The 21714-nt window shown below is 39.9% G+C and carries 19 protein-coding genes; 4 read left to right on the top strand and 15 right to left on the bottom strand.

The features are described 5' to 3' along the window. Positions 1 to 50 precede the first annotated feature (50 nt). The gene (locus ED605_RS03705) at positions 51 to 338 is read left to right on the top strand and encodes a hypothetical protein (protein WP_121977548.1); all 288 of its coding nucleotides are present in this window, start codon (positions 51 to 53) and stop codon (positions 336 to 338) included. A gap of 10 nt (positions 339 to 348) precedes the next feature. Further along, positions 349 to 1104, top strand: coding sequence for a hypothetical protein (locus ED605_RS03700; protein WP_121977547.1), 756 nt, complete (start codon positions 349 to 351; stop codon positions 1102 to 1104). A gap of 85 nt (positions 1105 to 1189) precedes the next feature. Here the strand turns inward: ED605_RS03700 and ED605_RS03695 are convergent, their stop codons facing one another. From ED605_RS03695 to ED605_RS03675, 5 genes are all read right to left on the bottom strand, one after another. Then, positions 1190 to 3127 (bottom strand): acyltransferase family protein, encoded by a 1938-nt coding sequence (locus ED605_RS03695; protein ID WP_121977546.1) that lies wholly within the window; start codon positions 3125 to 3127, stop codon positions 1190 to 1192. A 49-nt stretch (positions 3128 to 3176) separates the two neighbouring features. Further along, the gene (gene obgE / locus ED605_RS03690) at positions 3177 to 4493 is read right to left on the bottom strand and encodes a GTPase ObgE (protein WP_121977545.1); all 1317 of its coding nucleotides are present in this window, start codon (positions 4491 to 4493) and stop codon (positions 3177 to 3179) included. A 130-nt stretch (positions 4494 to 4623) separates the two neighbouring features. Continuing rightward, the gene (gene uvrC / locus ED605_RS03685; RefSeq protein WP_121977544.1) at positions 4624 to 6456 is read right to left on the bottom strand and encodes an excinuclease ABC subunit UvrC; all 1833 of its coding nucleotides are present in this window, start codon (positions 6454 to 6456) and stop codon (positions 4624 to 4626) included. Between the two features lie 209 nt (positions 6457 to 6665). Next, positions 6666 to 7412: an amino acid ABC transporter ATP-binding protein gene (locus ED605_RS03680; protein ID WP_121977543.1), complete on the bottom strand. Its 747-nt coding sequence runs from the start codon at positions 7410 to 7412 to the stop codon at positions 6666 to 6668. Further along, positions 7402 to 8871, bottom strand: coding sequence for an ABC transporter substrate-binding protein/permease (locus ED605_RS03675; protein ID WP_121977542.1), 1470 nt, complete (start codon positions 8869 to 8871; stop codon positions 7402 to 7404). Before ED605_RS03675 ends, ED605_RS03680 begins: the two co-directional genes overlap by 11 nt. A gap of 265 nt (positions 8872 to 9136) precedes the next feature. Here ED605_RS03675 and ED605_RS14550 point away from each other — a divergent pair, with 265 nt between their 5' ends. Further along, positions 9137 to 9301 carry an SPJ_0845 family protein gene (locus tag ED605_RS14550; RefSeq protein WP_162919737.1) on the top strand — a complete coding sequence of 55 codons (165 nt, stop codon included), beginning with the start codon at positions 9137 to 9139 and terminating at the stop codon, positions 9299 to 9301. A 194-nt stretch (positions 9302 to 9495) separates the two neighbouring features. On the opposite strand, the gene argH is transcribed toward ED605_RS14550, so the two are convergent. The 10 genes from argH to rpsO all read right to left on the bottom strand — a co-directional run bounded on the left by argH (position 9496) and on the right by rpsO (position 21136). Beyond that, positions 9496 to 10878: an argininosuccinate lyase gene (gene argH / locus ED605_RS03670; RefSeq protein WP_121977541.1), complete on the bottom strand. Its 1383-nt coding sequence runs from the start codon at positions 10876 to 10878 to the stop codon at positions 9496 to 9498. Further along, a complete protein-coding gene (locus tag ED605_RS03665; RefSeq protein ID WP_121977540.1) occupies positions 10878 to 12173 on the bottom strand; it encodes an argininosuccinate synthase in 1296 nt (431 codons plus the stop codon). The genes argH and ED605_RS03665 overlap by 1 nt, the downstream gene beginning before the upstream one ends. A 248-nt stretch (positions 12174 to 12421) precedes the next feature. Beyond that, the gene (locus ED605_RS03660; RefSeq protein ID WP_121977539.1) at positions 12422 to 12733 is read right to left on the bottom strand and encodes a nucleoside triphosphate pyrophosphohydrolase family protein; all 312 of its coding nucleotides are present in this window, start codon (positions 12731 to 12733) and stop codon (positions 12422 to 12424) included. 2 nt (positions 12734 to 12735) lie between these two features. After that, on the bottom strand, positions 12736 to 13317 hold the full coding sequence (yihA, locus tag ED605_RS03655; RefSeq protein ID WP_121977849.1) for a ribosome biogenesis GTP-binding protein YihA/YsxC: 582 nt from the start codon (positions 13315 to 13317) through the stop codon (positions 12736 to 12738). Between the two features lie 82 nt (positions 13318 to 13399). Beyond that, complete coding sequence (clpX, locus tag ED605_RS03650; protein ID WP_191981337.1) at positions 13400 to 14647, bottom strand: ATP-dependent Clp protease ATP-binding subunit ClpX; 1248 nt, start codon at positions 14645 to 14647, stop codon at positions 13400 to 13402. 258 nt (positions 14648 to 14905) lie between these two features. Next, positions 14906 to 16243 (bottom strand): trigger factor, encoded by a 1338-nt coding sequence (tig, locus tag ED605_RS03645; protein WP_121977537.1) that lies wholly within the window; start codon positions 16241 to 16243, stop codon positions 14906 to 14908. A 285-nt stretch (positions 16244 to 16528) separates the two neighbouring features. Further along, entirely contained in the window at positions 16529 to 17716 is a 1188-nt protein-coding gene (gene tuf / locus ED605_RS03640; RefSeq protein ID WP_121977536.1) for an elongation factor Tu, read from the bottom strand. 184 nt (positions 17717 to 17900) lie between these two features. Then, positions 17901 to 18833 carry a hypothetical protein gene (locus ED605_RS03635; RefSeq protein ID WP_121977535.1) on the bottom strand — a complete coding sequence of 311 codons (933 nt, stop codon included), beginning with the start codon at positions 18831 to 18833 and terminating at the stop codon, positions 17901 to 17903. A gap of 103 nt (positions 18834 to 18936) precedes the next feature. Next, entirely contained in the window at positions 18937 to 20673 is a 1737-nt protein-coding gene (locus ED605_RS03630) for a ribonuclease J (protein WP_121977534.1), read from the bottom strand. Positions 20674 to 20866: 193 nt separating this feature from the next. Further along, complete coding sequence (rpsO, locus tag ED605_RS03625; RefSeq protein WP_121977533.1) at positions 20867 to 21136, bottom strand: 30S ribosomal protein S15; 270 nt, start codon at positions 21134 to 21136, stop codon at positions 20867 to 20869. A 239-nt stretch (positions 21137 to 21375) separates the two neighbouring features. Here rpsO and rpsT point away from each other — a divergent pair, with 239 nt between their 5' ends. After that, a complete protein-coding gene (rpsT, locus tag ED605_RS03620) occupies positions 21376 to 21630 on the top strand; it encodes a 30S ribosomal protein S20 (RefSeq protein WP_121977532.1) in 255 nt (84 codons plus the stop codon). Positions 21631 to 21714 lie beyond the last annotated feature (84 nt).

Here is a 21714-nt window from a genome sequence, read left to right as displayed (position 1 = left end):
TTGTATCATAATTTAGGTAAAATATTCATTAGATAAAGGAGAGGGTCTTCGTGAATCTGGATGAATTTTACCGTGCCACCGCGACTTTGAATCGAAAATTCACACTTTTATTAGCAAAAGAAGATCATTTTGTTCCAGTTAATCAATTAACCAAAACCAAGGGGGCCCTTTTTCTGGCTTCAATAGCTAAATCTAAAAGTGGCACGGCAACCATCACTTTAGATCAATTTTTAACTAGAACCAGAGCGCTACCTCCCCAAACAAATTTGCGAACATTAACTAACCGCCAACTTGTTTTTGGGTTTAGAATTGTTAATAAATCAATTGTTTTTTATTAGGGGTAAAAAAATGAAAAAACATCAACTAATTTTCGCCGTCACTGCCATACTTGCTTTGGGATTAGCCGGCTGCCAAGGAACACACCATAGCAATCACCAACGTAAAGAGAAAGCCGCATTAAGTGCCAAAATGGCTAATGATGAATCGTCTGCTACTTCAAGTCAGTCCAGCAGCGATCTGAGTCATTACCACTATCAGGTGCCTAAAAAGGAAGTTCAAAATAAGAACTACGTTAAAAGTGGTCACTTAACCAACAATCATCAGTTTCGATACGATCGATTCGGTACTAAGCAGCAATTAGTTCAAAATGATAAAAATCATTCAGTGGCTGACTTAGAACAGCACAGGATCAGTTATCAAATCTTAAATGTGCGCGTCTTAAAAAATACAGCTAAAACAGCGGCCGCAAAGCAGGCAGCTTCTCAAGCGTTAAACCTACCTACCGTCCCAGATACTTATTATACTTTTGTCGTTAATTATCGAATAACAAATAATCAACCTGTTAGTATCGTTTTGAACGGCGCCGCTTCGGTTAAAACAAATCGTGGTCAGACACTTCAGACTTCAAACCAACTCACGGATTCGTCAGCCGGCCAACATCTTGCTTCTGGCCAATCGCAGCGATTCGTCCTGAATGGTTATTTATATCATTACGCTCAGCAGCCTGCAACGAAACTGATCATTCATTTTGGACCCGCTTTTAAGGCTTCAGGCGCAAAAGCCGCTGCCGCACCAAGTCGATCCTTACAAATTAAACTCTCATAGAGTCATCATCTCAAAATTAAAAATTCCAAAAAGTGACTTGAACAAATCAAAAATTGTCCAAGTCACTTTTTGAGTGGTTATTAAATTAATGAGTTTTAGCCAATGTTTGGGCAATTTCCTTCGCAACTAAATGCGTATAACGGACATTTCCCTGTGGGTTCGGGTGAACATTATCCTGCCAGAACCACTCCGAACGGCCAACACTGTAATCGTGCCAATCAATCACATAAAAATGATGATACTTTTTGGCCGCTTTACCAAGCGTTGCGTTAACCTCAGTTTCCCAATTTCGGGTTGGCACGTGCGTATTAACCCAAAAGATGCGATGTCCCTTGCCAATGGTTTTGACAACCTTAGCCACTTGCGCTGAGGTCATCGGCGAATTGGTTCCCAAATTAATCAAAACATTTGGTGCCAATTCACCCTGTGTTTTAAGTGACCTTAAAACATCACCGGCCTGCCAAACCTGTCGACCAACCTTTGCAGAAACATACGCTTGTTTAAATACAGTCTGCAAGTCATGGCTATTGTCGGCCATAATGGAGTCACCAACCGCCGTTAACGGCTGATGAGCGGCAATTAAATACTGCTGCTTATTCAAATGATATTTCTTGGCAATTAAATATTGCCGACGCGTCAGCTTCTTATTCAACAAAGCCCGCATTTTTCGTTTATTTTCGGCCAATTTCTTGGCTTTTTTTTGTTTTGCCAGAGCCGCCTTGTTATGAACGCTTGCCCGACTCTGGTTCTTTAAAATGTTTTCCTGAAGCGCACTTTTTTGTTCTTTGGTCGGTGCAATTGCACTTCCGTAAAGGCAAATGCCAATCAGTGCCAAAGCAGGAACCAACCATAATCGTTTAAACCCATATGGTGAATTAGGTTTAACAAATTTCACAATGAATTGCCCAATTTTCTTGTAATGATAATGCCGTAACGGTCGTTCAATATACCGATAGGATAATTCACTAATCACCATTATTAAAACGACTTCCGTTAATGCATTTAAAACCGGGTGAGCCGCAATGTCACGAACCCGCATTTCATAAAAAATCATCACAGGAAACTGATATAAATAAATACCATAACTCCGAGTACCAATCCAGGCAAAAATTGGATTGGTTAACCACCGGTTAATATTTGCGCCAGGATGCGCACAAGCAGCTACCAGTGTCGTTGAAACAATTGCCATAATGAACATTCCGCCACGATAGGTAAAGGTACTCTGTCCCGACAACTCAAAGAACATCAGTGCCATAACAGCAATTGATAATAACCCAATCATGTTCAATGTCCACTTGGAGCCTGTTGTAATAGTTTTCTTTAAATGCGTCGACGGCCAAATAATCGCTAGCAGTGCACCAAAGATAATCGAAAACATCCGGGTGTCGGTCCCATAATAAACCCGATTTAAGGTATTGGGACCGGTATATAAGAATCCCATCAATAATCCTGATAACACAGCAAAGGCCATTAAAATATAAGCAATGGTCCTCTTTTTCTTCACAATTAAAATCAATGCAGTTAAAATCAATGGCCAAATTAAATAATATTGGCCTTCAATTGAAAGCGACCATAAGTGGGTAAAAGGCGATTCTCCGTTAAAACGATCAAAATAACTTTGACCATGACCGACTTCCCACCAGTTATACAAATACAGCATATTGGTCGTAATAATCGATCTTAAATTGGTTAAAAGCGATCGTTCGAAGAGGGTTATGTACGTGCCGGTCCCCACCAGCATAAATACCAGAGCCGGGTAAAGACGCTTTAATCTTCGGGCGTAAAATCCCCAAAAATCAATGCTGCCATTTTGCTCCCACTCTTGTAATAATAAATCCGTAATCAAATAACCCGATACAACGAAGAACGTTGGCACGCCGAGGTACCCGCCTTGTAGATTATAAGGCAATAAATGATAAACAATTACCCCCACGACAGCGAGTGCCCGAATACCGTCAAAACCGGTAATATATCGGCTCTTCTTAAGTCTTTTTCCTGTTGGTTGTGAGCGAACTTGTTGCATTAAAATCTTCCCTGTCCTAAATTAAATTACTTTTCTAATCAACATTCTCTTATGCGACATACGTAAATGAAAAGTCCAAGATGGTAACCGTATCACCATCTTTTGCGCCAGCTTTTCTTAGTGCATCATCAATGCCCATTCCCCTCATTTGGCGTGCAAATCTTAACATACTTTGATCATGAGCTGTATCCGTCATTCGAAACAGTTTTTCAATCTTTTTCCCGGAAATAACCCAAGAATCAATTGTTTTATCAAACGAGATTTGAAAGGCTGGTGTCGTCGATTCATCAAAGTCATATTCTTTAGTAGCTGACGTGGTTTGAGGCTGTTTCTCTGCTTGTGATCGCGTCTGTTCTAATAATTCAGCCGTTTGGTTCACTAACTTGGTCAAGCCTGAATGAGTCACTGATGAAATCGCCAGGATCTCTGGAACCCGACCATCATCCTTCGCTGACTGTTTACCCGTCAGTTGTTTCTTAAAAGCCTTTAAATTTTCTTCAGCATTTGGTAAATCCATTTTAGTAGCGACGACAATTTGCGGTCGTTGCAAAATGGTTGGATCATATTCAACCAATTCTTTATTAATCGCCTGGTAATCCTCATAAGGATCACGGTCCTCAATACCGGACATGTCTACGAGATGCAAAATCACTCGTGTCCGTTCAACATGTCGCAAAAATTGAAATCCTAAGCCGACGCCTTTTGAAGCACCTTCTACCAAGCCAGGCAAATCAGCAACCACAAAATCCCGACCATCATCCAACCGAACCATCCCAAGATTTGGGACAAGTGTTGTAAAATGATAGCCCGCAATTTTAGGTTTAGCACTTGTGATCACTGAAAGCAAGGTTGATTTCCCAGCAGACGGGAACCCAACCAGGCCAACATCGGCTAAAACCCTTAACTCCAGGCTCAGAGAAGCTGCCTGACCTGGTTCACCATTTTCAGCAATTTCCGGTGCCGGGTTGGTTGCGCTGGCAAAATGAATATTGCCACGACCACCTCGGCCACCTTTGGCAACTACCAATTCTTGATCCGGCTTTAACAAGTCGCCGATGACTTCACCCGTCTCGGTATTCGTGACAGTTGTTCCTTCCGGTACCGGAACTACCAGATCTTCGGCACTCCGACCGGTCATTGACTTATTGCCACCATCTCGACCATTATCAGCCTTAAACTTTCGATGGTAACGGAAATCCATTAACGTATTCATCCCTGAATCAACTTTAAAGATAACATTTCCGCCATGACCACCATCACCACCAGCCGGTCCACCGTTAGGAACATATTTTTCTCGTCGAAAGGCAACGATTCCGTTACCGCCATTTCCGGCCTGGACATTAATTTTTACTTGATCTACAAACATCTTATCACCATTTCAGCTTAATCCTTAACTTCAAAACGCATCTAAACTAATACCTTTTGAAGTATACCGAGTTTACATCGGAAGGTCAAAGAAAACTGAAAAAAAGAACAAAAGATTAAGAAATCTGAAGCTAATTGATGATCTTTTTATCCTGATAATTAACAACCTTACGTTCTTCGTCAATTTTACTTAATGAGAACTTAATTGTTTGCGCAACCGTCTCCGAAATCCCTAATCCTTTCAAATCCGCGATTGGGGCTTCAGAAATTTTTTTAAGTGAGCCAAATTTTCGCAACAACTTATTTCGAGTTTTAGGGCCGACTCCACTAATTGAATCCAATCGTGATCCCAGCGAGTTTTTAGTATGCACCTTACGATGATACGTAATTGCAAACCGGTGAACTTCATCTTGAATCCGTTGAAGCAAATAAAACCCCTGACTTTTAGGATCCAAGTGAAGCGGCGTATCACTGTCACCAAACAACAAATCCGCAGTTTGATGATGTTCGTTTTTAACCATGCCGCCAACCGGAATATCAAGTCCAAGTTCGTTTTCAAGAACATCCTTAACCGCATTCATTTGGATCGTGCCACCATCCATCAAAATTAAATCAGGCATTTCGGCATGTTCTTTTAGCAATCGCGTATAGCGTCGCCGAATCACTTCTCTGGTACTGGCAGCTTCATCAGCGTGGTCAACCGTCCTTAACTTATATTTTCGATACAAATTTTTATTGGGCTGACCATCCACGAAGACCACCATTGCCGAGACTAAATCTGCTCCCTGAATATGCGAGTGGTCAAACGCCTCTACCCGGTGGCCTTCCGGAATTCCCATGGCATCCGTTAATTCTTTCATTGCACCGGTAGTTTTACTTTCATCCAGTTCCAACAATCGAAATTTTTCTTCAAGCACCAGTTGGGCGTTTTTGCCGGCCATTTCCAGCAAGTCACGTTTCTGACCACGCTGGGGCGTTCTGACAGGGACATTCTCGACGACGGAACTAACCACATCTGTCGGCAATGAATTGGGGACTAAAATTTCCTTTGGTAATAACTGATTCTTTTGTTTATAAAACTGAGAAATAAAACTTACCATTTCTTCTTCCGGATCAGTAATAATCGGGAAAAGTCGTTTTTCACGTTTCATTAAACGCGACTGGCGAATAAAGAAGACTTGAATTGATAACCAACCCTTATCCATATAGTAATTGAAAATATCTCGCGGTGTATTATCATGAGAAATAATTTTCTGCTTTTCAACCGTAATTTCAATATATTTAATCAAATCACGAATTTCTGCAGCCCGCTCATATTCCATTTTTGCCGAAGCGTCCTGCATCCGCTTGGTTAACATTTGCTTGGCATGACCCACATTGCCATTCAAAAACGATTTAATTCGTTTAATTTGGCGATCGTATACTTCCTTTGGTACCACCTTAAAACAAGCCCCCAGGCACTGACCCATATGATAATAGAGGCAGGGACGGTTCTGAAAGCCATTGCATCGACGAAGTGGATAAACCTTTTGAAGAAAATTAACCGTTTCTTCTGCCGCATAAACATTTGGATAGGGCCCAAAGTAATAAGCGCCATCCTTAAGCAGCGTGTTAACGATCTTAATCTGGGGATCTCGTTCATTCGTAATTTTAATATAGGGATATCCACTATGTCCCTGCTTTAATTTGATATTGAAGTAAGGGCGATGCTTTTGAATTAAGGTAATTTCAAGCAGGAATGCCTCCTTATCAGTTGAAGTTATGATCGTTTCAAAGTCAGCAATTTCAGAAACCAATCGGGCGGTTTTTCCTTCGTGACTGCTTTTGAAATATGAGCGAACACGATTCTTCAAATTTTTAGCTTTTCCAACATAAATAATCTTGCCGTTGATGTCCTTCATTAAATAACATCCCGGTAAATCCGGCAGTAATGATAATTTATGTTCCAAATACTCGCTTGCCAAAAATGTTCACTCCTTTATTCAATCTCTACTCTTAAAAGTATAACTCGAATGTACGTTTGCTTCAAATATTCAAGCTCAATAATTGGCTTAAGTTGCATCATATCACACCTGAATGAAATGAAAAAGCCACATCCCTTTTAGTTATTTAAGGATGCGACTTCTGTTAACTTAAATGTCAATAGATTAACCATTGACTTATTTTTAGTCCATTACTTGGCTTCAATAATTTTACTAATAAAATCTTTAGCCCGTTCATTTTGTGGATTTTCAAACATCTCATCCGGCGAACTTTTTTCAAGGATAAACCCATCAGCCATAAACCAGACTTGGTTGGCAACTGACTTGGCAAAACCCATTTCATGTGTGACGACAACCATCGTCATTCCTTCATTGGCAAGTTCCTGCATAACTTCCAATACTTCACCAACCATTTCCGGATCTAAAGCACTGGTCGGCTCATCAAACAGCATCACTTCCGGATTCATTGCCAAAGCTCGCGCAATTGCCACCCGCTGCTGTTGGCCACCAGAAAGGCTACTTGGATAGGCTTCTGCCTTTGACTTCAGGCCGACTTGGCCCAATAAATGCATCGCGGTTTCCTTAGCCTGTTCTTCACTCATCTGCTTGACCCGCATCGGTGCCAACATTAAATTCTTTAAAACGGTCATATTAGGGAATAAGTTAAAGCTTTGAAAAACCATCCCCATTCGTTCTCGTAAATCCAATAATTGCTTTCCGGTGACATGGGTCAGATCCGTGCCTTTGAATTTAACTTCACCGGTCGTAGGCTTTTCCAATAAATTCAAGCATCGTAAGAAAGTACTTTTGCCCGCACCCGAAGGACCAATGACACAAATCACCTGACCAGATTTAACTGTGCCACTGATATTCTTTAAAATTGTATTATTGCCGAACTTTTTGCTCAACTGATTTACTTCAATTACATTATCCTGCATGTTTCATCTTCCCTTCGTAGTAGTTCAGTAGTCTGGTTAATAAGAACGTCATTAAGAAGTAAAGAACCATGGCAACGAAGATTGGCATGACGCCCCGGTAAGTATCAGCTCGGACGATGTTCAACTGGTAAATTAAATCAGTAACACCAATAATTGAAACGATTGAGCTTTCCTTAATTAACGAAATAAATTCATTCCCCAAAGCCGGCCAGATATTTTTAAAAGCTTGCGGCAAAATTACGTAACGCATCATGTCCCGTTTAGTTAATCCCAAGCTTTCTGCTGCTTCAGTTTGTCCTTTAGCAACTGAGTTGATCCCACCACGAATGATTTCGGCAACGTAAGCCCCACTATTAAGTGAAACGGCAATCATACCAGAAATCAACGCTGGAATATTAACAACCACGCCAATCCCAAAGTAAACAAACAAAACCTGAACCATCAAAGGCGTTCCCCGAATAAATTCGGTATAACTGATTGCCAGTCCTCGCAACCATTTTTGCTTGCTAAATCGCATTAGTGCCAAGATAACTCCCAGCAACACGCCGAAGAAAGTCGAAACAACCGAAATTAGAATGGTATATTCGACCCCTTTTGCAAAGTAGGTCCAATAATGAAACATTGATGTATTAACTGTATTAACCTTCATGTATTTTCCGGCACCCGCCAAATACTTGTCAGTTAAGTGGTGCTTTTTAATTTGAACAATACTCTTGTTAACAGCATTCACCAAACTGGTGGAACCCTTTTTAAATGCAATGGCGGCCCCGACATCGTTCTTATTAAGATGATAGCCTGAAGGAATCATCTTAAGACTGGGATCATTTTTGACATAAGCTTCCGCACTTGGCTTTTCAATTCCCAGTGCGTCAATTTTATTGGTCTTTAATGCCAGTACCAAGTCGGTTGATTTATCCATCCCCTTGACAGTCGCACCAGGAATTCTCTTCTTTGCCAATCCATACTGTAAAGTCCCGGTTTGCGCTCCGATTGTGGCACCCCGAAGATTTTTAACACTTTTATACTTATTAACATCTTTGGAATTAATCAAAAAACTTTGACCGCCTGAATAATAAATATCTGAAAAATCGACACTTTGGCGACGCTCGCTGGTTGGGTTAATCCCACCAATTGCCATATCAGCTTTTCCAGTTTGAATTGCTACTAACAGCGAATCAAAATTCATACTTTTGATCACTAATTTAACACCTAAATCTTTAGCGACTTTTTTGGCCACATCGATATCCATCCCAACAATTCGACTTTTGCCGCCCTTATTAACTTGAAACTCATATGGCGGGTAATCTGGACTGGTCACCATAATCAGCTCACCACGCTGTTTAACCCGTTGTAACGAGTTATCCGCAGCCGAAGCCGGACTTGTTTGGCTTAAAGTGATTGCCATTAATGTGGCAACCATTAATACAATTTGAACAATTGCTTTCCATTTCTTTTTCATTAACTTTTCCTCTCCCAAACTGATAATACAGAATATATTACCCCTATTTTGTTGTTTATGCAATAAAAAATAAAAATTAGTTGTATTTATTCAGAAATAATCAAAATTAATGTATATATACAGTTAAAAAGATCATTCACTAACCATTTCTATTCAAGTATTAAGCCCTTAGCAACTTTAAAAACCGAAATCAATCTATGAAAAGTGACTTTCGGCCTTAATTTTGATATGATGTTCTCGAAGTAGAGATAAGGAGATGAACGAAATGTCACTCAAAGTTAATCGACAGGATGACCTAGACGCCATCTTCGGCAAGTTTGCTGAAATGAATATTGACGATGATAAACGTGATAAGTTTTTAAAACACAAGAAAAACGACAAAGATAAGAAAAAGAAAGAGAAGAAGCATCCGGAACAGGATCGCCCCTAATTGATGTAATTGTTGAATCCAATTCGAAAACAGTTTGGGACGCAAATTCATCTTTTGAATTTTTCATCATTAAACTTGCAAAGGGAAATCCCGTGTAATCAGCACGTCAATGTGTTGATCGCACGGGATCTTTTAAGCTGTAATTAGATTTGGCTAATTCGATAAATGATCACCATTTTTAAAATGATGGCTTGTTAGTCACCCAATTCTTTTTTAGCCTGTTCTATCTGCTTTTTTACCTGGTCAAAACCTGTTCCACCAAGCGAATGTCGACGCTCGACCGCCACCTCTGATTTAAGATCGTGGTAAACATCAGCTTCAATTTTAGGAGATGCCTGCTGCAAATCGGCCAAAGACATGTCCTGAAGATTTTGATGAGTTTGTAATCCTTTTAATACCAATTGGCCAACAATCCCATGGGCTTCTCGGAAGGGCACTCCCTTTGCTGCCAGATAATCAGCCAATTCAGTGGCATTTGAAAAGTCATTTTCGGTTGCCCGCTTCATACGCTCAACATTGGGACGAGCTGTTTTAATCATCCCATTAAAAACCTTCAGTGATGGCAACAGCGTTTTTACTGTGTCAAAAACGCCCTCTTTGTCTTCCTGAAGATCTTTATTATACGCCAATGGTAGAGACTTCATTGTTGCCAACAACGCCATTAAATGGCCGTATACTCGACCGCTTTTACCACGAATCAGTTCGGCCATGTCTGGATTCTTTTTTTGCGGCATAATCGAACTACCGGTTGTATAGGCGTCACTTAATTCCAAGTACTTAAATTCATGACTGACCCACATGCTGATTTCCTCGCAGAACCGAGATAAATGAAGCATTAAAATTGAACTATTGCTTAAAAACTCCAAGGCAAAATCCCGATCCGAAACCGCATCCAGAGAATTAGCGTAAATTTGGCCAAATCCCAATTCTTTAGCGGTGTATTCCCGGTCAATCGGAAAAGTGGTCCCTGCTAAAGCAGCCGCACCGAGTGGCATCATGTCCGTATGTGTCATATTGAACTTAAACCGCTCTTTATCACGTTTCAGCATTTGGTAATAAGCCATTAGGTAATGGCCGTATGAAATCGGCTGAGCGTGCTGTAAATGCGTATAACCAGGCATGACTGTCTCCACGTTTTGGCTTGCCATAGAAACCAGTGTTTTTTGCAACGTTGTAATTTCATCAATGATTTTTGGCAGGCGGTTTTTCAGATATAAATGAAAGTCAGTTGCCACTTGATCATTTCGCGAACGTGCCGTATGAAGTTTACCGGCCACCGGCCCAATTTTTTCGGTTAACAGTGCCTCAATATTCATATGAATGTCTTCATTTTCAACAGTAAAATGTAATTTACCTTCATGAAGTTCTTCACGTAACGCTTCAAGGCCATTCACAATTTGGTCAACATCTTGAGCATCCAAAATCTTTGTATATCCCAACATTTTAACGTGAGCCAGTGATCCTTCAATATCTTCATCAGCCAACTGCTGATCAAATGAAATGGAAGCTCCAAATTCATCAACCCATTTTGAAGCCTGCTGTTGAAAGCGACCGCCCCAGAGTTTTTTGGTGCTCATTATTTTTTAGCCCCCATATGAGAAGAATATTGTCCTTGAATTGCAACCTTATCCTTGGCTTGCGATTTTGCGACAGCTTTAACAAATTGGGATTGCTTATTTTTTAACTGAACTTGAGAATAAACTTGAGTTGGCAGACCCCAAAGTTTGATAAAGCCCTTGGCGGCTTCTTGATCAAATGAATCCGCAGCTGTGTAGGTTGCCAAATCTTTGTCGTAAAGTGAGGAAGCTGATTGACGTCCAAGGACAGTGACATTGCCCTTAAACAACTGAACCTTGATAACCCCGTTAACAACTTTCTGTGATTGGTCAATAAAGGCATTTAGTGCGTCCATTAGTGGTGAGAACCACAGTGCGTTATATACCAGTTCGCTTAATTGTTTCTCAACAGTCGGCTTAAAATGAGCCAAGTCACGTTCAAATGTCAAATCTTCCAACTCTTTATGAGCTTTAAGTAAAACTGTTGCTGCCGGTGCTTCATAAACTTCACGTGATTTGATACCAACCAGTCGATTTTCGATATGGTCGATTCGACCAATGCCATGTTCCCCGGCAAGATCATTCAATTGTTGAATAATCTCGGAAAATTTCATTGGCTGACCATTCAGTTCAGTCGGCACTCCTTTTTTGAAAGTCAGTTCAATGACAGCTGGCTTATCAGGAGTCTCTGTCAACGGGTTGGTGATTGCAAAAGCATCTTCTGGGGCACTGTGCCATGGGTCTTCCAACACACCGGCTTCGTTAGCCCGTCCCCAAATGTTTGCATCAATTGAATAAGGAGAATCCAAATCAATTGGGATCGGAATATTGTGTTCCTTGGCGTAATCAATTTCTTGTTCACGAGACCAGTGCCAATCCCGAACCGGACTTAAAACCTCTAATTGGGGATCCAGGCTGTGAATAGCTACTTCGAAACGAACTTGATCGTTTCCTTTACCAGTACATCCGTGTGCGACCGCTTGAGCATGCTCCTGATGGGCCAAATCAACCAGCGCTTTTGAAATTAATGGCCGTGACAGTGCTGAAATTAACGGATACGCCCCTTCATACATTGCGTTAGCTTTCAATGCAACGGACGCATAGTGATCAGCAAAATCATCCAATGCATCAATGACGTAAGCTTCAACTGCCCCAACATTCAGGGCCTTTTGTTTAATAAAATCAAGGTCCTTTCCTTCGCCAACATTGATACAGCAAGCAACCACATCGTATCCTTTATCATTCAACCAAGCGATTGCAACTGAGGTATCAAGACCACCTGAATAAGCTAAAATTACTTTTTTATTTTCTGTCATTTATCTATCCCTCGAATTTCTGAATTATCAATTAGTAATGAGGTTAACACCTATATTCATTAATTGCAACCATTTTTGCGTTTTATTCATTATTTTTGAAAATATTAGGTTTAATATACATTTGGGCCATTAAAACTCCACTTATTCAGCTGATTAGCAGTCGGCACTGCCTACCTTCACATTTTTTTAACACCATTCAATCAACAAAAAACGTCTTACCTGGTTTGGCCAAAGTAAGACGCTAATTATTATGGTTTAACTTGATTTAAATGATGTTTCGCTGCCGGATAGCGCTGCTGCAATCGTTTAATATTTTCGGTCGCAACTTGATCAAAGGAAATGTCCGCCCACTCAGCAATTTGCGATAAATACCATAAAACGTCACCCAATTCTTTTGTCAAATGGGATTTATCTAACTCAGCTCCTTGAAACGTGTACTTACGAACCAAGTCGGCCACCTCACCGGATTCTCCTGTTAGTCCCAAAGCACAGTTGGTTAAGACTTGTTCCTTCCCCATTAGAGTACGATTAGCCGCTCTTTGATAATCATCAAAATTCACGATTACATTCTCCCTTCAATCCATTGCCAAATTTCATTTTTCCCTTGCCTGGTCAATGCAGAAAATAAAATTAACGGTTCCATTGCTTCTAAATGCAACGTTTTAGTGATCACTGAAGCTTGCTTGTTCCACTTACCACGCGCAATTTTATCCATTTTGGTCGCTACAGTTAAAATATCGATGCCATAGTATTTTAACCAATCATGCATTGAAACATCATCACTGGTTGGTGCATGACGACCATCCACCAATGTGATGACCCCTTTTAATTGATCTCGCTGGGTCAAATAATTTTCAATCATGTGGCCCCACTTTTCGCGATTCGCTTTAGAAGTTTTTGCATAGCCATAGCCTGGTACATCAACGAAAAAGAGTTTGTCTTCAATGTTATAAAAATTAAGCGTTTGAGTTTTTCCAGGTTGACTCGACGTTCTGGCATAACCATTTCGATTAATTAAAACATTCGTCAATGACGACTTACCAACGTTGGAACGGCCAACAAAAGCAATTTCAGGAAACTGAGTATTCGGATACTGGCTCGCAGAAACCGCGCTAATCGTTAAGTTAACGTGATGCACGTCCATTTCATCCATTCCTTTCTTCATTTACGCATAAAAAAAGAGTCTGACGGTAAACTGATTAGAGTTTACATCAGACTCCCCTTTGTTACGATGCCTTTTTTAAAACAAGTTGCGGTTCAGTATGATCTGTAACCGTTTCTGGTGTAATAATGACTTTTGAAACATCATGTCTGCTTGGCAAATCAAACATGATATCACGCATGACATCCTCAATAATTGAGCGAAGTCCTCTGGCACCAGTATTTCGAGCAATGGCCAACTGTGCCATTTTTTGAAGTGCTGCTGGTTGAAATTCTAGTTCAGCGCCGTCAAGTTCGATCAGTTTTTTATATTGTTTAACCAAAGCATTTTTTGGTTCCGTTAAAATCCGAACCAAATCATGCTCATCAAGTTTATCTAAAGCCGTCAGAATTGGCAGTCGACCGATGAATTCAGGAATCAATCCGAATTTTAACATGTCTTCTGGAATGACGGATTGCATGATATTCTTAGAGTTAACGTTTTTAGCCTCATCAGAATCCGTTCCAAAACCGATAGTCTTGTCTCCCAAACGACTCTTTACAATGCCTTCAATCCCATCAAATGCACCACCGACAATAAACAAGATGTTAGTGGTATCAATTTGAATGAATTCTTGTTGAGGATGCTTTCGGCCACCCTGAGGCGGAACATTGGCAATTGTTCCTTCAAGGATCTTTAAGAGTGCTTGTTGAACACCTTCACCTGAAACGTCTCGTGTAATCGAAACGTTCTCAGATTTTTTGGCAATTTTATCAATTTCGTCGATATAAATAATGCCTTTTTCAGCTTTTTCAACGTCATAATCAGCATTTTGCAATAGTTTCAGCAGGATGTTTTCAACATCTTCACCAACGTAACCAGCTTCGGTTAAAGTCGTCGCATCAGCAATCGCAAACGGTACGTTTAAAATCTTAGCTAACGTTTGAGCCAAATAAGTTTTACCGGATCCAGTCGGTCCAATAACGCAAATGTTACTCTTTTGAAGTTCCAAGTCATCGTTTGGCTCGCTAATCATTTCGTTTACCCGTTTGTAATGATTATAAACGGCCACGGCCAAAGTGCGCTTTGCATTGCTTTGACCAATTACATATTGATTTAACTTATCCAGAATTTGGGCAGGTGTTAAAACCTTTAGTAAATCCTTAGATGTCTTTTCAGGTGCTAATTCTTCATCAATAATTTCTTTACATAAGTCGATACATTCATTACAAATGTAAACACCTGGACCAGCAACAATTTTCTTCACTTGATCCTGAGTTTTACCACAAAAAGAACAGGTGATTGGTCCATTTGATTCGTTATCTTCGAACAATATATTCACTCCTCCATAAGAGTTGGAAGTTAATTCTAATTAAAACAATGAAGACTAACGCCAACCAATCCAGTTGTGATTAATTGGTTCGCATCATTCTTCAACTATACGTAACTTTAACATATAATAGTGAAAATGCAATCAGAAGGATTTCAAAGAGGTCAAATGCTTTGATGCTCCCAACTCCCTTAGGTCTCATTTAGTCTTCCTTCAAAAAAAGACCCGTTATTAAAAACGGATCTTTTGGACAAGTGACGATTACTTTTCAGCTTTGTCTTCTTCAGTATCGTCTTTCTTAGTTTCCTTTGCCTTCGCATCCTGCTTTGAAGAATCAACAATCAAGTCAATTGCCTTTTTAATGCCGATATCATGTTTCAACATGTCATCGGTTAAAGCACTTCGAACGGCGTCCTCTTTCATCCCATATTGAGAAGCAAGATCTTTAACCTCAGCCTTAATATCATCTTCGGTTGGATTGATCTTTTCTGCATTAACAATCGCTTCAAGGACAAGGTTTGTTTTAACCCGTCGTTCAGCACCGTCAGCAAACTGCTTCTTCAAGTCTTCCGGTTTAGTTCCGGTTAATTGGAAGTACATTTGCTGATTGATGCCCTGTTGTTGCATACCGGCAAGATATTGATCCATCTGACGTTGAATGTCTTCATCTAACATTGCTTGAGGAATATCTTTAACTTCAGAATTATCAACCGCTTGGTTAATTGCGGCATCTTCGGTTGCTTCGCGCGCCTCGTTCTTCTTTTGAGTCTTAAGGTCTTCTTTGATCTTTTCCTTCAACTCATCGAGAGAGTCAACGTCTTCATCAACATCTTTAGCAAAGTCGTCATCTAATTTTGGCAACTCTTTTGTTTTAACTTCGTGAATTTTAGTCTTGAAAATTGCTTCCTTACCTTGAAGATTTTTTGCTTGATAATCATCAGGGAAGGTCACTTTAACGTCAACTTCATCGCCGGCCTTATGACCAACTAATTGATCTTCAAAACCGGGGATAAATGAATTAGAGCCCAATTCTAATGAATGATTTTTGGCACTGCCTCCGTCAAACGGTTTACCATCAACGGTTCCGTCAAAGTCGATGACAACAGTATCGCCCTTTTCAGCTGCTTTGCCTTCTTTTAAAACTAGTTCAGCTTCATTTTGACGTTTCTTTTCAAGTTCAGCGTCAACATCTTTCTGGTAAACCCGAGTGTTCTGTTTAGGAACACTCAAGCCTTTATAAGTCCCTAGTTTTACTTCGGGCTTGACTGTAACGTTAGCCTTAATTACCCAAGGCTTACCCTTTTCCATTGATTCAACATCAATCTTAGGTTGATCAACCGGTTCAATTTTCGCTTCTTCAACAGCCTTTGAGTATTCATCAGGCAATAGAATGTTTAACGCATCCTCATATAAAGCTTCCTCACCATACATTTGATTAAAAATGGCACGAGGAACTTTTCCTTTACGGAATCCAGGAACTCGAATATTTTTTTTATTTTTCTTAAATGCACGGTCTAAGCCGCTTTTAATAGAATCAGTACCAATTTCGAAAGTTAATTCACCATCGTTGGTACCCTTCTTTTCCCATTTTGCAGACATCTTTTTTCCTCCGAGACGACAAACTTTATTTACAATTCTTTATTGCATAACATTGTTATTTTAACGTATTAATAACAAAATGTAAAATGTTAAATTATCTGTAAGTGTTTAAACACTGGCAACTTTTAGCAGCTAAAACATTGGCGAGCCGATTTAAAATCGTCCATTACGCATGTCAAATAACGCTGCCAAACCCTTTGACCAACATTGGTAACACCCGTATTCTTTCAACAAAAAAAGCCGCGAGGAACATGCCTCACAGCTTTTGGATATTATTTAGTGAAATTAGTCCTTAACGTCACTAACAATACCGGCACCAACAGTATGACCACCTTCACGGATGGTAAACTTGGTTCCTTTTTCAATGGCAACCGGTTTCGTTAAATCAACGTTAAAGGTAACGTTATCACCAGGCATAACCATTTCAACGCCCTTTTCCAATTCAATCACACCAGTAACATCAGTTGTGTGGAAGTAGAATTGTGGACGATAGTTTGAGAAGAATGGCGTATGACGGCCACCTTCTTCTTTAGTCAAGATATAAACTTGACCTTCAAACTTCTTGTGAGTTTGAATTGAACCAGGTGCAGCCAAAACTTGGCCACGAACAACTTGGTCACGATCAATACCACGAAGAAGAATACCAACGTTATCGCCGGCTTGACCTTCATCAAGGGTTTTACGGAACATTTCCAAACCAGTAACAGTTGATTTCAAAACATCGTCAACTAAACCAACGATTTCAACTTCGTCACCAATCTTAACAACCCCACGGTCGATACGGCCGGAAGCAACTGTTCCACGACCAGTAATAGTGAAGACATCTTCAACAGGCATCAAGAATGGCTTGCTGTCGTCACGTTCTGGAGTTGGAATATATTCGTCAACGATATCCATTAAATCAAGGATGACTTGTTCTTGTTCCTTGTCGCCTTCAAGTGCCTTAAGGGCAGATCCACGGACAACTGGAACATCATCACCAGGATAATCGTATTCTGAAAGTAATTCACGAACTTCCATTTCAACCAAGTCAATCAACTCATCATCGTCAACCAAATCAGTCTTGTTTAAGAAGACAACGATGTAATCAACACCAACCTGGTGGGCAAGCAAAATATGCTCACGAGTTTGTGGCATAGGACCATCAGTTGCCGCAACAACCAAAATAGCACCATCCATTTGAGCGGCACCGGTAATCATGTTCTTAATGTAATCGGCATGTCCTGGAGCATCGATATGCGCATAGTGACGCTTTTCGGTTTCGTACTCAACGTGCGCGGTGTTGATGGTAATCCCACGTTCACGTTCCTCTGGCGCTGCATCGATATCAGCATAATCTTCAGCCTTTGCAAGGCCTTTAGCTGCTAATACTTTAGTGATTGCAGCAGTCAAAGTAGTTTTCCCATGATCAATATGGCCAATAGTACCAATATTTACATGGGGTTTTGTTCTTTCATAATGTTCTTTTGCCATTAATGAAACCTCCTGTTGTTTTCGAAAATTACATCAATTTCGCATCAATGCATTTCTAAGTGATATTATACTACATCTTCTGGAAAAGACAAAGCAGTCTAATTTTGAAGAATCCTTAAGTATTATATCGATACTTAAATTGTTTGTAAACAGAATATGATCGTTTTCTCGAAATATTTTTTGCTTAAACAAATTTCATAAAACTTTCAGCCTGATGAATCTGCTTAATCCAAGCAACCATTTTCCGTTGAGTCTCTCCTACTGGTTCCAATTGGTCACCAAACAAATCTGCTGCAATCATCTTAACCCAAAATGCCGGTTCTTGAATGACTTTGTCAAAAAATGGATAGATATAGCTACTTTGGGTAAACAATTCTTTTTCAATCAATTGGTATTTAATCGGATCCTCAGCCGCATAAAGCTGATCAACCTCTCTGATTGCTTCAACTAATTCAGGATACTGATTCAGCGGTTTCAACTTATCTATTGTGACTTGATAGCTTTGTTTATCCAACCAGCTTAGACTAACAGATGCATTGCTGCCAACCGCTTTTAATTCCAGTAAAATTTGGGTCTTAGTCACTTGCCACCCAAATGGATCCGATAAGATGGCCTTGGCTGCAGTCGTGTATTCTGCCAATGGTAATTTCAAGCCATTATCAATCATGTGAACCTGCTGGTAAGCATCCAGAGCGCCCAAATGTGCAAACGCTTTTGTTTGTTCAGCCAGTTGTTGCCCAAACCTTTCTCGGTAAATTGATTCTTCCCTATCAATTTTTTGAAGCCAATTATCACTTGAGTCATCTTTAATACCAGTTGCAAGTAATTCTCTGACCAGCATGAACGCATGACTTTTCAGTAAAATCTGAAATATTTCAGTTAAATACTCTGGAAATTCAGATAAATTTTCACGATAGGAAAAAACAATTTGATAAGCTTCTGATAATTTTTTAAGCTTAAAAAGTGCCTGGGCCATTAGTAATTGAATTTGACCGTTATCCGGATATTTTTCTTCCAAATGGTGCATTTTGTTCAATACTTGATGATATTTTTGATCGCGAAGATCTTCTTCTGCACTCCACAGGATGACCTGATCATTTTTGGAAAGTTTCATCATCAATGCTTCCACCTTTGATTGTCGTCTTAGCAATACCAAAACAAATCAGAGATCAAAACAGATGCTACCTTGTCTCGACCTCTGATTGTTTTATTTTTATCAGTTATTTTTCCTGCTTGGCAGCAGTTTTAGCCGTTTTTTTCGCGTGTTTCTTGCCGAACCGCTTATGGTGTTGATTAACTTCCATAATCACCGGTAGGATCACAGGTCGGCGTTTGGTTTGTTTATACAAATAATCACTAAGTGTTTCGCGAACATCCTGTTTTAAATTACTCCAGTCGAATTCTTTATGATCTAGATTATGCTTGACCGTTTTTTCAATAATTCCGGCAGCCTCTTTCATCAAATCTTTATTTGCTTTAACGTAAACAAAGCCTCGTGAAGTCAACTTAGGTTGCGAGATGATTCGTTTTTTCTTTCGATCAATCGTAACAACGGCAACAAAAATTCCGTCTTCAGACAATACCTTTCGATCCCGTAAAACGATATTACCTATGTCACCAATTCCGATACCATCAATCATCGTATCAGCAACTGGTGCGCTCCCACTAATCCACATTTCATTTTGATTAACCGAAACGATATCGCCCTTTTCCGGAATAAAAATTTGTTTGTCCGTATAGCCAATTTGTTTAGCTAATTGCGCATGAGACTCAAGTAACCGATATTCTCCTGAAACTGGGATTAAAAATTTGGGTTTCAATAAATTCATGATTAATTGAAGATCAGTCTGACTGGCATCACCCGAGGAGTTCATTTGATCAGAAATCATCTCAACTTCACCATCAGCTCGATAAACCATATCTCTTGTTTTGGCAACCGTCGTTTCCATCGCTGTTGACGGTGTTGTTGTAATAAAGACCAAATCATTGGGCTCGATATTAATGTCGCCCTGTTCCTTATTAGCCATTCTTTGAATTGCCTTAATTGGTTCACCCATTTTGCCGGTCTGAATAATAACAACCTTGTCCGGAGCTAGTTGGTTTAGTTCTTTAACCGAATCAATCAACAAGTCCTTCTCAGGTAATTTTAACGTATGGAGCCGCAACGCCGTTTTGACAATCCGTTCCAGATCATGCCCGGTTAAAAAGACACGTCGACCCGTTTCAGCTGCCGCATTAAAGACTTGCTGCATTCTTAAAATGTTGGAGGCCACGCTGGCAACAACGATCCGACTATCATGATAGTGAAAAGTTTCGGTAATGTATTCGCCAATTTTCTTTTCGGAAGCACTGGCAGCAGGATTTTCAGCATTCCCTGAATCGCTAAGTAATGCCAAGACCCCCTCATCACCCAGCCGGGTCAATGCAGAGTAATTCGTTTGATACATAGGAGCAGCAGTCTGATCAAACTTAAAGTCCCCAGTATAAACAATTGCCCCTTCTGATGTATGAAGCGCAATTCCCAGTGATCCAGGAATAGAGTGTGTCGTTTTAAAAAAGGTGACCTTGACATCGTTAAAATCAATTTCTGAACGGTCACTCACAACGTGAAAATCATCAAAGCTCTTTAATTCTTCGGAGTCAGCGACATTTAATTTTGCCAATTCAATGGTCATTTCTGATCCGAATACCGGCACATCAAATTCACTTAGAAAATATGAGATTGCACCAATGGCGTCAGCATGCCCGTGGGTTAAAAAGACGCCGACAATTCGGTCACGGTTTTCTTCCAAATAACTAAAATCCGGGATTACGACATCAATTCCTAAGAGTTCATTCTCAGGATATTTAAGCCCGCAATCCAAAATATAAATCCCGTCATTGATGTCGATCGCATACATATTTTTACCATTTTCGCGAACGCCACCAATGGCCATAATTTTTACTGCGTTTTTCATGTTTCACCTCAAAAATAATTTCAATCTTTTTTACGTTCGAATTCAGCTGTTACTAGTTTACCATATTTTTGTCAAACTACCGAATTTTTCCCATTTCAGGCCATACAAAAAGACCGTAAACAAAAACAATTGTCTTGTTTACGATCCCTTTTAAATATCCGACAACATAAATTGTCCCCGAATGATTTTTTAATTAACGACGCAGGCCTAAGCTCTTGATCAATTCCCGATACCGGGTAACGTCCTTATTACGCAAATATGCCAATAAATTACGACGATGACCAATCTTCTTCATCAGACCACGTTGTGAATGGTAGTCCTTACGATGATTTTTCATGTGAATATTAATTTCATTAATATCAGCAGTCAAAATTGCAATTTGAACTTCTGCGGAACCCGTGTCACCTTCATGACGCGCGTACTTCTTAATTAAGTCATTCTTTTCTGATTGTGTAACAGCCATAGTTAGTTTCCACCTTTTCTTAAATATTCCAACGACTGAGTCAGCGGCAGTGGTACCGACAAACTAAGTCGAAGGTCGTGTAACACACAAAATTCAGTATAACGAATTTGACCACAAAACACAAGGAATTCTTTTCTATTTTGCATCTGTTGTGCTTGCAATCAGCCCGCTAGTTCTGTATAATGATGCTTGTTGAAATTTAATAATTTTACCAAGAATCTTTTCTGGAGGTGAATTCATTGCCAATTATCAAGTCAGCTATTGAACGAGTAAAAACAAATGAAAAAGCACAGCGTCGTAACGCAGCTCAATTGAGCACTTACAGAACAGCCGTTAAGAAGTTTGAAAAAGCTCAACTGAACGGTTCCGATGATGCCAAAGAGCTTTATATCAACGCCATCAGTGCGATTGATCGTGCTAAATCAAAAGGATTAATTAAAGCCAACAAAGCCGCACGTGACAAGTCACGTTTAACAGCTCGTTTAGCTAAATAAATCATTTCAGTTGTTAGTAACTTATATCTACTAGCAGCTTTTTTATAACAACCAAAAGGTCTGGTTTATCAGTACCCACAATCG

Source organism: Lentilactobacillus raoultii (genome assembly GCF_900411375.1).
Classification (GTDB): domain Bacteria; phylum Bacillota; class Bacilli; order Lactobacillales; family Lactobacillaceae; genus Lentilactobacillus; species Lentilactobacillus raoultii.
This window is presented reverse-complemented; position numbering and strand designations above follow the sequence as displayed.